We start from the raw sequence: 12,796 nt of genomic DNA, 5'->3' as shown, positions 1-12,796 counted from the left end.
TTCGAATTCTTACTCTGGCTCTATAAGGCCATATTTCCCATCATTTCGACGATATACAACATTTGTCTCACCATTTACAGCATTTGAAAATACAAAGAAGTTATGACCAAGCAAATCCATTTGCAGGACAGCTTCTTCCGCATCCATCGGCTTTAAATCAAAACGCTTTGTGCGGACAATATCAATCTCATCTTCAGACTCTTCTATTGCTGTGTCACCGTTTTGTAAGACCGGCTCCAAATCATTTCGGAACATATATTTGACACTATCTTGTTGACGGAACTTTTTATTTACTTTCGTTTTATGTTTACGGATTTGACGCTCTAGTTTTTCAATAACAAGGTCAATCGCAGCATACATATCCGAATGACTTTCTTCTGCTCGAAGGAGTAATTTAGGCATCGGTATTGTCACTTCAACCTTATGTTCCTTCGGCGTTACAAACATGTTGACGTGAACGTCGGATGAAGGGGTAGAATCAAAGTACCTTTCCAATTTCCCGACCTTTTTTTCTACAAAGTCTCTTAGTGCTGGAGTTATTTCAATGTTTTCACCACGAATGTTATAGTTCATGAGCAAACTCCTCCTTTCGGTTATGTAAGACATATTCTCCACTGACAATGAGTATTCCTTCTAGAATTGAAAAAAAATAAAAAAAACGTTCGAATCTGTCGAAATTCACCTAAAAATGAACGTATTACATCGACGAGTGAACGTAATAGCAAAGGTAATTTTTTATTCCCCCTTTCACTTTAATTCTATTATTCCCAGATTTAATAGAAAGAAAACATCTAAAACTTGTGAATAAAGGTTGAACATTTTTTGTATAAAATATGAAATAGAAAATTATCCTTGAATTCTTATATTCCTTGACATAAAATCAAAGTTAAGCTTCAAGATTAAACTTCAGGAATCTTACTTAACTTCCATACAACAAAGGTTGGCTAGGAACTTTTTCTTCTATATTAAAGATTAAAGTCCCCTTTGTTGTTGTGCCATTTTGACATAATTTTCTTCGTCAAGATGGGTAACTTATTGCACAACCTCTATCTTCTAGAGGTTGTGCAATATAGAGAACCACTTGCACATAAAGATAATAAGTTAGCGATGTTTTGTGAATTGTTGAGCAAGTTAAGAACCTACACACCTCTACTTCTTCATGCTCATCCTTTTTTAAAGCGCTCGTAGTGACAACACAAGGTGTGATATTTTTCAGAAACCCTCTGGGTCACTCCTAATTTACATATCTTTGTACGTCCCGCCCAACTTGACACTTCTTCATTTCACCCCTAATAGAGATCGTTTATGCGAGACGAGTTGATGCTGCGAATAATCAATATAAAACGATATTCAAAGCGACCATGATTCTTTCTTCTTCACGAATGTACTTACCTTCCATCCAGACTTCCATAATTTCTTTTTAAATGTTCAAGCAAAATATCATTCTTATAAGGGGGGATGCTTTGTATTTTTGATAACCTTCTTTTCTCATGCATGATACGTTTTCTACTATATTTAAAGGAGCGATTACCATGGTGAATCAGATCACATTGATTGGAAGACTCGTCCGCGATCCCGATATGTACTATACCAAAAGTGGCATCCCCCTTACTCGTTTTTCTCTTGCTGTGAAGCGATCATTTCGAAACCAAAACGGAGAATACGCAACAGACTTTATTCCATGCACAGCTTGGAGGAAAACTGCAGAAAATACATCACAATATTGTGAGCAAGGATCCCTCATCGCTGTTAACGGTCGTATCCAAAGTCGCAGTTATGAAAATAGTGAACAACGGCGAGTGTACGTCACAGAAATTATTGCGGAAAGCGTCCAATTTATCCAAACGCAACCTGCAAACAAAAAACACGAATCTTCCTCAAATGACTCGTTTCCATTTTCAGAACGGGATCGTCCCGGTGATAATATGGAGCAAGATCATCCTCAGCCACCACCAAACTTACCTTCACCAACGAACCATCATCCTTCATAATGACTAACTTCACCTTATCAAATTCACTTATTCCAAAATGGAGGTCATAAAAATGATATCTGAAATAGATTTGTTGAAAGTGATCGTTCATAAACTCGCAAATATTGAAAAAATGATGGTCAAAACGACTGATTTGGATACACTTATCGAAGAAATCGAGAAAAACAAAGCAGATAGTCAAACTTTAGCTCGTTCCCTCGACGATTTAAAGTTGACCCTCGCTGATAAACACGTCGAAAATATTAATGCCGATGAAGTATTACTACAAACATTGATTGCTAAAACGACGAATCAAGATGATGAATGTGCAAATATAACAATAGACCCTATTTTTATAAACCGAAAATTAGAAGGGAAGATTCCCGCCGCGCCTTTAAGATAACACCTCACAAAAAAAGTTGACTTACATGAAAGACACTCATAGGCGCCTTCCATTAAGCCAACTCTTCTGCAGGAGATGAAATAAAGATCATCGTATATATTTATTTAATAAAGGGGGATTTCACTTTCACTTAAGGCATGTTTTTATTAAACAGTTCGTGGAACAAGGTTGAACGTGCGCTTGTAAATCCACTCATAGTCACTCACGTTAAGGTCACGTGGGTTCCCTTCTGTTTGCGGATCTCCCATTGCTTCTTTAGATAGACGTTCTACCATATCCTCGGATACACCTTGCTCTTGTAGTGTAGGAATATCAAGGTCTTCAGCCAAGTCATACATCCAACGAACAGAAGCTTTTGCTGCTTCTTCAGTCGTCATGTTAGACGTGTCGATACCGAATGCTTTTGCAACGCGTGCAAAACGCTCAGGTGCCCCTTTCCAGTTGTACTCCATAACTGGTCCCATCATTGCAGCTACACATTGTCCGTGTGCAACTGGGATAATTCCACCAAGTGTTTGACTCATCGCGTGTGCAGCACCAGCTGACTCACTTCCGTAGGAAAGACCAGCGAGCATCGCCGATTGTGCCATTCCGTAACGTGCTTCTAAGTCCGTTCCATCTGCATATGCACGGCGAATATATGTTGCTGCATATTCAAGTGCTAGTAGAGCTACCGCGTCTGTTACAGGTTGAGCGAACTTCATTGTGTAACATTCAACAGCGTGAGCAATCGCGTCTATACCCGTCATTGCTGTAACATGCGGAGGCATGCTCACGTGAAGTTCAGGGTCGATGATTGTTAAATGTGCAGCGATAAGTGGTCCACCAGTGTTGAACTTAAATTGACGCTCTTCGTCTGTGATTACAGCCCACTGCGTTACTTCTGAACCAGTTCCAGCTGTTGTAGGAATTGTTGCAAGTGGCGGAACACGGTTTTCAAGCGGTTTTTTTCCTTCTGCTGCTTCATAATCAAGAACAGTTCCTTCATGTGTTACTTCTACACCAATCGCTTTCGCTGTATCCATGGAGCTTCCGCCACCTACAGCAACAAGTCCGTTACATCCTTCTTCTTCAAATACTTTGGAACCTTCACCGATTAAACGTACAGGAGGGTTTGGTTCAACTTTGTTAAACACGACAACTTCAACGCCTGCTTCCTTCAAACTATCTTCAACTGGCTTTGTTACCCCTGCATTGTAGATCCCTGGGTCTGTAACAAGCAATACTTTATTTGAACCTAGTGCTTTAATTTCATCACCTAAATGTTTGATCGCACCAATACCATGTTTAATTGCAGTTGGCACCTCAAATGTGTGGTACCCTAACATTGATTCTACTTTCATATTCATAGCCATTTATAATTCCTCCATTTCATTATTTACATGATTTTTATAGTATATTTATTTTCAACTCATGTCCTTGCAGGCTGATCAATACCAATAATGATTCGCCTGCAGGACACGAAGGATGAACAAACGATAATATGTTCGTTTAAATCTATGAATCTATTTTAACCAAACCAACCGACTGGTTCCGGGCTTAAGTTTTGGAAAATATGTTTTGTTTCTGTATATTCTTCAATCCCTAAGCGGCCAAGCTCACGCCCGATACCAGACTGCTTGAATCCACCCCAAGGTGCGTGTGGGAAGTATAGGTTAAATTCATTGATCCATACTGTTCCCATGCGCATTTTTGCTGAACAACGTTCGGCTTTGGCGATATCATTTGTCCATACGCCACCAGCTAGTCCATAAATTGAGTCATTTGCGAGTTGAACAGCTTCTTCTTCAGTAGAAAACTTCTCTACTGTAATGACTGGACCGAACCCTTCATCTTGGACGACTGTCATGTCCGTTGTACAGTTTGTAAGGATTGTTGGTTCATAAAAGAAACCATTTTGAAGTTCTGGATCTTCTGGACGTTTGCCACCTACAGCAACAGTTACGCCTTCTTTTTTGCCTGCTTCTACATAATTCATTACTTTATCTAAATGTTCTTGAGAAATGAGTGGTCCCATTTGCGTGCTTTCATCAAACCCGCTACCAAGCTTAATGTTTTTCACACGACTGACTAATTCATCAATGAACTTGTCGTGAATACTTTCTTCTATGATTAAGCGCGTACCTGCGGAACAAATTTGACCTGCATGGAAGAATACAGCATTCATTGCTTGGTCAACAGCTGTCTCGAAATCCGCATCCGCAAATACAACATTCGGGTTTTTCCCACCAAGTTCAAGCGCTAACTTCTTCACATTAACACTTGCTGCTTGCATGATTTTCTTCCCAGTAACAATGCCACCTGTGAAGGAAATCAAATCAACGTCTGTGTTCTCCGAAAGTTCTGCACCTACCGTATTACCTGCGCCAAGTACGAGGTTCGCAACCCCTGCAGGTACACCTGCTTCTTCAATTAATTCGAACACTTTTACGTGAGTTAGTGGTGTAATTTCACTCGACTTAATAATTAATGTGTTTCCTGTCGCAAGAGCCGGTGCTAGTTTCCAAGATGCTTGTAATAATGGATAGTTCCAAGGTGTAATTTGTCCGCATACACCAACTGGTTCGTGAACGACTTTACTAATCGAATTCGGGATTGGAGAACTAATGATTTCTCCACCATCTTTATCTGCAAGTTCCGCATAGTAACGGAACACACCTGCAATATCATCCATGTCTCCGCGACTTTCTTCTACTGTTTTACCAGTATCCAAAGATTCTAGTTGGGCTAATTCTTCTCGATCTCGTTCAATGAACTCAGCAACCTTTCTGACAATCGCCCCACGCTCTGTCGCAGGTGTGTTTGGCCATTCACCTTCGTCGAACGCTTTTCTCGCTGCTTCGATCGCCGCCTGCGCATCTTTTTCATTACCTTCTGCTGCTGTTGCAATAACCTCTTTATTGTATGGATTGATAATTTCTCTCGTTTCTTTTGATTGTGCGTCAACCCATTCCCCGTTAATGTACATTTGTTGATGTCGTACCATATGTTCCCCTCCTTATAAGATGAAACAATGAAAACGAAAAGCTCGTTTTTATGTTTTGTTAATTTTGTTAAGAAATAATTTAACGTTTTTAACAAGTTTAAATTTAGCATCCGTTTTTTATTTTGTAAATATTTAATCCGTTTAAAATTTTTTGTATAAACTTTTCAATATTGATATGACAAGGGTTGGACAAGCTTGTAAAAATTTTTTACACTTTACAAATGGAGATTTATTAGTAACATGAACAACGTAAACAAAATTTTTAACAAACTTAATACGAAAGGAGGTCTGATGATTGGCCGAATTTCGAGACGAAGACGCTAAAGGTTCAATAGAGAATGCTAAAGACTTAGTTGTTGATTCTTTAGCAGAAACAATGGATCTGTACGGTGTGACAAGAAGTGCTGGTACGCTGTATGGAACAATGTACTTTGAAGGCGACATGACGTTAGATGAAATGCGCGATAAACTCGGTATGAGTAAACCGAGTATGAGCACTGGGGTAAAAAAGTTACAAGATTTCAACGTCGTCAAAAAAACGTTCCGACGAGGACAGCGTAAACATACGTACATCGCCGAACGTGATTTCTTCCGTTTTTTCTCGAACTTCTTTAGTGATAAATGGGAACGGGAAGTCAATTTAAATTTAGAAGCGATCCGTCATGCACAAGAACAATTGTCTGAGGTTATCGCATCGGAATCTATCTCTTCGCACCTTAAAGAAGATGCCGAAGAGGTCTATCAAGTTCTTGAAGATTCCAAACCATATTACTATTGGTTACAACGATTAGCTGCTATGGTTAAAAGTGGAGAAATTTTTGAAATGATCCCTTTCCATCCACCAACAAAAGAAGAAAAAGAAATGAATGAAGGCGATACGTAAACCTTTACGTCGAAAGCAAACGTCCCCCTTGGTTAACATATAAGGGTGGCGTGTGCAAAGTGTAATATTTGGAATATTGTCAACATTCAGATTTAAATCACATGGAATGAGGAGGATGATGATGTTATATCGTCATTATGGAAAAAAGGCGTTGCTTCCTTTATCAATAACTGCATTACTACTAACAGCTTGTGGTGGTGAGGAGGATACCTCAAGTGAAGCTGATGCATCAGAGATTTATGAGCCAAATGGAGCAGAAATTGAGCTTACATATGTCGCTTGGGAATCTGAACTGGCTTCAACAAATGTTATTGGAAAAGTGTTAGCAGAAGCAGGATATGACGTGACTTTAACCGTTGTTGAACAAGCACCGATGTGGGCAAGTGTAGCAAGCGGAGGAGCTGACGGATTCGTCGGCGCGTGGTTACCTTCCGATATGGAAGCAGAATATGAAGAGTACGGAGATGACGTCGTTGACCTCGGCGCGAACTTAGAAGGGAACCGAACAGGATTAGCCGCTCCTAATTATATGAACATCGATAGTATCGAAGACTTGACACCGGATGTCGTCGGTGAAATTACTGGCATCGATGCCGGAGCAGGGATTATGTTGTCAACAGAAGAGGTAGTTGAAGAATACAACCTCGATATCAGTGTTACGACGAGTTCTGACGCTGCGATGACAGCATACTTAGATACAGCGATTGAAAATGAAGAACCTGTCGTTGTTACTGGTTGGCAGCCTCATTGGAAATTTAATACGTATGATATCGAATTCTTAGATGACCCACTAGGTATTTATGAAGAAGAAGAAGAGATCCGTACAATCGTTCGTGAAGGACTTAAAGAAGATCATCCACATGCTTACCAAATCCTCGATCAATTTTATTGGGAGCCAGAGGATATGAATGAAGTCATGCTCGATATTGCGGAAAATGAAATGGAACCAGACGAAGCTGCACAAAAATGGATTGATGAAAACCGTGACCAAGTCGACGAATGGTTAGATATCGACGAATAACTAGGGTTAAACGTAAATAAAAACGGCTAGCTCATTATAAAAATAGGCTAGCCGTTTTTTCACCTCTATGTTTTTGTTAAAACTCACAAAAAAGAGCCGAGGACACTTTTTTGAAAGTGTTCTCGACTCTTTCTTAAATCTCCGCAGGACTGCACCGTACAACTAAAAGGAGAATAGCTTACCGAATAACAATCGATAACTCGAATGTACTTAATATATTACCATGTTTTTCACATTATGCATAGTACCTTAATTGAACTTTACCTACATTTTGAACGCGCCACTAGCAACTTTAAACACTGTTTGAAATAGGAATAGATAACGAACTTTCACATAAATCCTTACCAGGAAACATAGGAAGAATATGATCATTATTTCCCTTTAAAATGGATAAAAATACTTCAAAAAAGTTGTGACACAAACCTCCCTGAAAGTGTCTAACCTTTATCTCACGCTCAAACCAAAAGATGGTTCCTCACAAACAGAAGCGTTCCGAGAAGAGTCAAAAAACCCACCGAAAAAATAAGATCGAACTTCGTCCATGGGACAACACGATAAAAACTACGTTCCCTACTTCCATCAAACCCTTTTGATTCCATCGCAACTGCAACCCGTTCAGACTTTCGAATTGCACTCGCCATCAATGGAATCATGTAGCGCTTCGTTTGCCGCAGTTTTTCTTTCAAGCTACGCGGTTCACCTAGCCCACGAATACGATGAGCGGCGCGGATCTGTTGGAGTTCTTTTCGAAACAGCGGTAGAAATCGATAAGCCGCCATCATCCCGTATCCAAAGCGCGGTGGTAGCTTGCAATTTTGAATTAAACTCAACATCAATTTCGAAGGTTCTGTCGTTAAAATAAACAACAAAGACCAAGAAGCAAACACGAGTGAGCGAAGACCTAACGAGATGCCCGTTAATAAATTCTCTTTAGCAACCGGGAGTCCAGCGATTGAAAATAACACCGTCTCCCCTCTTTCATCAGGAAACACGACATTGATCCAAACAAAACTAAAAGCAAATAAACTAAACGGCAGCAAGACCAACATTAAAAAGCGAACCGATACACCACCAAACACCGAAAGAACACTTAAAGTGATCAGCAATAATACAAGCGGTGTCCAAGGGTCAAACACCATGATCATAAAAACAATCACTAGGAGTATACTGATTAATTTCAATGTCGGATTGACTTGTTGTAAAAATCGTTGTTTTCTTTGGTATTCATCTAACATGCTACACACCGACCTTCTGAACAGCGTGCACCCACGGCTGCAATTCATATGAGAGAGGGCGTTGAATCGATGCTTTCTTTAACAGATGACTTCGCTGAAAAAATATCGATGGATGTCCGTGATAGGCGACTTTTCCACTTTGAAGAAGTGCGACGTGATCAGCATATTGATACACAAGATCCATGTCATGCGTAATCATAATGATCGTTTTCCCGCGCGCGTGCCAGTCTTTCAACAAAGCCATCAAAGCTTCCGTATTCTCTTGATCTTGACCAAATGTCGGCTCATCCAAAATCAAAATTTCCTGATCATTCGTCAACATCGTTGCAACCGATAAGCGCCGCTTTTGACCTTGACTTAGCGAGAATGGGTTTTGCGCTGCTTGTTCTGTTAATTGAAACGTATCAAGGAGCTCATTTACATAAGGTTTCCAATCCGCTTCCTTCCAACCTTGAACTTTAAAACCGTATGCTAGCTCCTCTTCTACCGAATCAGCTATGAATTGATGCTCAGGGTTTTGAAATACAAACCCGATTTGTCGCATCAATGCTTCACTCCGTAATTTTTCGTAAGATACGCCATCGATAACGATTTCACCGTGTTCTGGTTGAAGCAAACCGATTAACATTTGCGAAAGGGTACTTTTCCCAGCCCCATTTGGTCCGACAATAGCCAGGAAATCCCCTTTCTGGACGGAGAGCTTCACTTCTTCTAAAACAGTACGGTTCTTATAAGAAAACGACACGTTGTTGATTTGTAAAATCGGTTCTCGGGAAACTCCCTCTTCCTCTTCGGTCAGATGTCTTTCTTCTTCAGTAGGCTCAGGCAACCCTAGCGCTTGCCATGCTTGTTGCCATTCTGTGAAAGTAAGGGGCATCGCAGGCCATTTGATGCCTTTTTTCTCAAGTTGTTTTGCGTATTGGACTAGTTGTGGTACCCAAACGCCTTCTTTCGTGAGTTGGTCATAGTCGTTTTCAAAGACGGCTCGTGGCGTTGCGTCGGCCATTAGCTTCCCATGCCTGTTTAGAACGAGGACGCGGTCGATTGTTGACAGCACTTGATCTAATTTATGCTCGATTAAAATGATCGTTTTGTTAAACTGGCGAGAAATCCGTTCGAAGAGCGCGAACATTTCAGTTGTACTCGCAGGGTCCAAATTGGCTGTTGGTTCATCTAAGATCAATACATCTGGATCCATCGCAAGAATGCAGGCGATGCCTAGCTTTTGTTTCATCCCGCCTGATAGTTCATGGATACGACTCGAACGCCAGTTTTGTAAGCCGACAAACGTTAAGCTATCAAGCATTCGTTTTTCCATGTCTTTTTTTGAATACTGTAAGTTTTCCAGGCCAAACAGCACTTCCTCCTCTACCGTTTCCATACAAAATTGCGTTTCAGGATCTTGGAAGAGAATTCCTATTTGTTGACTCATTTCGCGGAGGCCAATGTCAGTCACGGGCTGCTTGTCGATGAGTACTCTCCCACTCGTTTCCACATCAAACGAATTAGGAATCAAGCCATTGAGGGTAAAAGCCAGGGTGCTTTTACCCCCACCGCTCGGACCGAGAATGAGGATGTTTTCTCCCTTTTCAATGTCGACGTTGATATTTGTTAAAATATCGGCATTTTGAAATGGATACCGAACAGTTAAATCGTCAATCTTGATTTGCGACATGTCGTTCAACCCTTTGCTTACGGTGTAATTTTCCTAAAGCAAAATTGTCTAAAACGCCTGTTTGGCTTAAGGAATCTGCGACTTTTTTGCTTCCCCAACCTGCGAGAACGGCACCGCTAATCAGCATTGTAGCAAGCATCAGTCCAATGACGAGAGAAGAATATTGGCTGTATCCATAGACAACGTAAGTGGTGATAAAGTTGGCAAATGTACCAAACATGCCTGCTAACATGAGGACGGGTAATTTGTAACTGCGGTATAGAAACAGGGCGAACGCTAGCTCGGCGCCAATTCCTTGTGTGACGCCAAGGAGCAGTACGACACCCGCATTGACCGACCCGACTAATATTTCTGTTCCGGCTGCGATCAGCTGTGCGGCAAACGCAACACCCGGCTTTCGAATAATGTAAGCACAAATGATCCCTGCCATAATCCAAAACCCAGTTAACAACCCCCAGCCAACAGGGCCTGTGATTCCTTGCATAAATTGCCCAAAGAATATCCAGCCGAGATAAAGGATACCGAACACGACAGATATTGAAGACATGACGACAATTTCTCGTAAATTTAATGATTTGCCTTGGTTCAATTAGTTTCCTCCTTACTTTTCTTTAGTTTTAGGTGACGATTGCTAACCAATTACACCGGCCATTCTTCCACTTTGTACGCCATGTCAAAGAACATATATTCAAGTTTACAACTAGCCATAAAGTGCTCGCGCATCCGTTGCTTTTCTTCTTCAGAAGCGCGCTCCGCCAATTCATCTAATTTCTCTAGCGAACGATTCATGCGCGGTTCTTCTTGCGATCCATAAAACGTGATCCATTCGTAGAAAGGATGGGATTCATCTGGATTGTATTCTTCAATCAGGCGTTTTCCGACATATAAATAAATCCACGGGCAAGGAAGTGCCACAGCGATTGCCTCAGCTAACGTTCCTTCATGAGCTACCTTCTCCATGTAATTCGCATAATGATGGGCTGTCGGCGCTAACGGATAACCTTGCAGTTCTTCATAATCAACACCTGCAACTCGGCAAAAGCAATGATGTGGATGGATTTCACTGTTTAAGATAAAGCCAATGCCACTGTTGAATAACTCCATGTCCTCGCGGTTATCGCACTTCGCCATTGACAAGGCACGCGCGCGAATCATCGCATTCAAATATTCATAGTCTTGTTTCACATAATGGATGAGTTGTTCTTTTTTTAAGTCTCCTTTACCAATCCCTTTAATAAACGGGTGATGGTAACAAGCTTGAAATAACTCCTCTGCTTCTTCGCGCAATTGATTTGAAAATGTCATAAAAAAATCCTCCCTTTTGTTTTGAGGAAGTCCGGAGTGCTTTTTGAGGCGTTGAAACACTGACTTCTTTGAAAATGGTAGCAAGAAAGCCGACCAATAGACTTGCGAACCAAAGTTTGTTTCCTTTTGCCAACAAAAAAAGCCCCTCCAAAAAATGGAGCGACTGATTGATTTACGTCAATATATACACGTGTCTTGGATATGTATCACCGATGTTAATTTGAGTTGAGTTGAGTTGTGTTGTGTTGTGTTGCTCGTTCTGTTCGGGTTATCAACTCAATTTCGATGCACATAACAAAGAGACTCGTGACCGTCGACTCCACTTTCCTACGCTGGTACTAACCAGATCAGGTTCAAAGGGACTAAGGCATCGCCTTATCTCAGCTAACAAGCGCCCCTAGTGGACTTCGCTATTTAAATTTTTAGACAAATTCAATTTATCATATCGTCATCACTTTGTCAAAACTAGGAAGGTTCGAGGGGGAGGGGGATAGAGTTTAGTGATGTAGTGTGTTGAAGGGTAGGTGCTACCAAAGTAGCACCTACCCTTTACCTCGCAAAAGTAAATGGCCATTTTCCGCTTAAAATCTTATTTTTCAGGACGAAAATAAACCTTTCCCAACCAAAAAAACCATATTTTCGTGTTAATTTCACTTTTTCGATGCACAGTAGTGAAGGGTAGGTGCTACCGAAGTAGCACCTACCCTTCACTTCACTAAAGCACCCGCTTCATATCTCTTATTCTGTATATACATGCTCCACAATTTGTTTCCACTTTTGAAGCAACGGCACAAACGTTTCATGCACAAAATACATTTTATCTCGTTCACCCGGAAATGTTTCTTCAATCGTAATACCTTTGTTCACCGCATCTTGAAACTTCCTCAACACTTCCATTGCAATATCATCATTTGAAAAAATCGACAACATCGTCATATTTTGCGTATTGAAAGGCTGCAACCCCTTCAAGATATCACGAACGAGGCGGTCACCGATATCATGGTCATTGTTAATGTAACACTCACCCGCATAACGAACAGCCGCTTCCACTTCATCAAGCATTTGCTTGTAATTTGTTATAAAACGTTGTTGCGCTTTAGAAAGTCGTTCTGTCGACATAAAAACTCCATCCTTTTCTTCGTCTTTTCGAAAACTTGATTATATTAAGGATAATTCACTCAGCTATTTTTCGTAAAGCTTTCCCACCGTAAACCGTTTAACGATATAAATTTCTGACGATTCTAGTAAATGAATAGCTAAAAGTTGGATGATCTAACAAATAACTTCCGTTCACGAACAATTATTGCAACAACATAGA

General features: G+C 40.7%; 12 protein-coding genes and 1 riboswitch. Of the genes, 4 read left to right on the top strand and 8 right to left on the bottom strand.

The features are described from left to right. Positions 1 to 9: 9 nt before the first annotated feature. Positions 10 to 573 (bottom strand): ribosome hibernation-promoting factor, HPF/YfiA family, encoded by a 564-nt coding sequence (gene hpf / locus HNQ41_RS07875; protein ID WP_184663869.1) that lies wholly within the window; start codon positions 571 to 573, stop codon positions 10 to 12. Between the two features lie 959 nt (positions 574 to 1,532). On the opposite strand from hpf, the gene HNQ41_RS07870 reads away from it, so the two are divergent. Both HNQ41_RS07870 and HNQ41_RS07865 read left to right on the top strand, forming a co-directional pair. After that, positions 1,533 to 1,991, top strand: a complete 459-nt coding sequence (locus HNQ41_RS07870; RefSeq protein WP_184663868.1) for a single-stranded DNA-binding protein — start codon at positions 1,533 to 1,535, stop codon at positions 1,989 to 1,991. Between the two features lie 52 nt (positions 1,992 to 2,043). Then, on the top strand, positions 2,044 to 2,373 hold the full coding sequence (locus HNQ41_RS07865) for a hypothetical protein (RefSeq protein WP_184663867.1): 330 nt from the start codon (positions 2,044 to 2,046) through the stop codon (positions 2,371 to 2,373). Between the two features lie 146 nt (positions 2,374 to 2,519). Here the strand turns inward: HNQ41_RS07865 and gbsB are convergent, their stop codons facing one another. Both gbsB and betB read right to left on the bottom strand, forming a co-directional pair. Continuing rightward, entirely contained in the window at positions 2,520 to 3,728 is a 1,209-nt protein-coding gene (gbsB, locus tag HNQ41_RS07860) for a choline dehydrogenase (protein WP_184663866.1), read from the bottom strand. Between the two features lie 155 nt (positions 3,729 to 3,883). Continuing rightward, positions 3,884 to 5,359: a betaine-aldehyde dehydrogenase gene (betB, locus tag HNQ41_RS07855; RefSeq protein WP_184663865.1), complete on the bottom strand. Its 1,476-nt coding sequence runs from the start codon at positions 5,357 to 5,359 to the stop codon at positions 3,884 to 3,886. 295 nt (positions 5,360 to 5,654) lie between these two features. Here betB and cudC point away from each other — a divergent pair, with 295 nt between their 5' ends. Next, positions 5,655 to 6,242, top strand: a complete 588-nt coding sequence (gene cudC, locus HNQ41_RS07850) for a choline uptake/conversion transcriptional regulator CudC (RefSeq protein WP_184663864.1) — start codon at positions 5,655 to 5,657, stop codon at positions 6,240 to 6,242. A gap of 121 nt (positions 6,243 to 6,363) precedes the next feature. Beyond that, on the top strand, positions 6,364 to 7,263 hold the full coding sequence (locus tag HNQ41_RS07845) for a glycine betaine ABC transporter substrate-binding protein (protein ID WP_184663863.1): 900 nt from the start codon (positions 6,364 to 6,366) through the stop codon (positions 7,261 to 7,263). A 455-nt stretch (positions 7,264 to 7,718) separates the two neighbouring features. On the opposite strand, the gene HNQ41_RS07840 is transcribed toward HNQ41_RS07845, so the two are convergent. The 5 genes from HNQ41_RS07840 to HNQ41_RS07820 all read right to left on the bottom strand — a co-directional run bounded on the left by HNQ41_RS07840 (position 7,719) and on the right by HNQ41_RS07820 (position 12,597). Continuing rightward, entirely contained in the window at positions 7,719 to 8,498 is a 780-nt protein-coding gene (locus HNQ41_RS07840; protein WP_184663862.1) for an energy-coupling factor transporter transmembrane component T family protein, read from the bottom strand. A gap of 1 nt (position 8,499) precedes the next feature. Beyond that, on the bottom strand, positions 8,500 to 10,173 hold the full coding sequence (locus tag HNQ41_RS07835) for an ABC transporter ATP-binding protein (RefSeq protein WP_184663861.1): 1,674 nt from the start codon (positions 10,171 to 10,173) through the stop codon (positions 8,500 to 8,502). Continuing rightward, positions 10,154 to 10,762 carry an ECF transporter S component gene (locus tag HNQ41_RS07830; protein ID WP_184663860.1) on the bottom strand — a complete coding sequence of 203 codons (609 nt, stop codon included), beginning with the start codon at positions 10,760 to 10,762 and terminating at the stop codon, positions 10,154 to 10,156. The genes HNQ41_RS07835 and HNQ41_RS07830 overlap by 20 nt, the downstream gene beginning before the upstream one ends. 50 nt (positions 10,763 to 10,812) lie before the next feature. Next, on the bottom strand, positions 10,813 to 11,478 hold the full coding sequence (gene tenA, locus HNQ41_RS07825; RefSeq protein ID WP_184663859.1) for a thiaminase II: 666 nt from the start codon (positions 11,476 to 11,478) through the stop codon (positions 10,813 to 10,815). A gap of 307 nt (positions 11,479 to 11,785) precedes the next feature. Beyond that, positions 11,786 to 11,887: riboswitch (TPP riboswitch) on the bottom strand. 329 nt (positions 11,888 to 12,216) lie between these two features. Beyond that, on the bottom strand, positions 12,217 to 12,597 hold the full coding sequence (locus tag HNQ41_RS07820) for a DUF8042 domain-containing protein (protein WP_184663858.1): 381 nt from the start codon (positions 12,595 to 12,597) through the stop codon (positions 12,217 to 12,219). Positions 12,598 to 12,796: the final 199 nt, after the last annotated feature.

Source organism: Texcoconibacillus texcoconensis, from assembly GCF_014202575.1.
In the GTDB taxonomy this organism is placed as follows: Bacteria; Bacillota; Bacilli; order Bacillales; family Salisediminibacteriaceae; genus Texcoconibacillus; species Texcoconibacillus texcoconensis.
The sequence above is the reverse complement of the archived record's forward strand: the minus strand, read 5'-3'. Positions and strand labels throughout refer to the sequence as shown.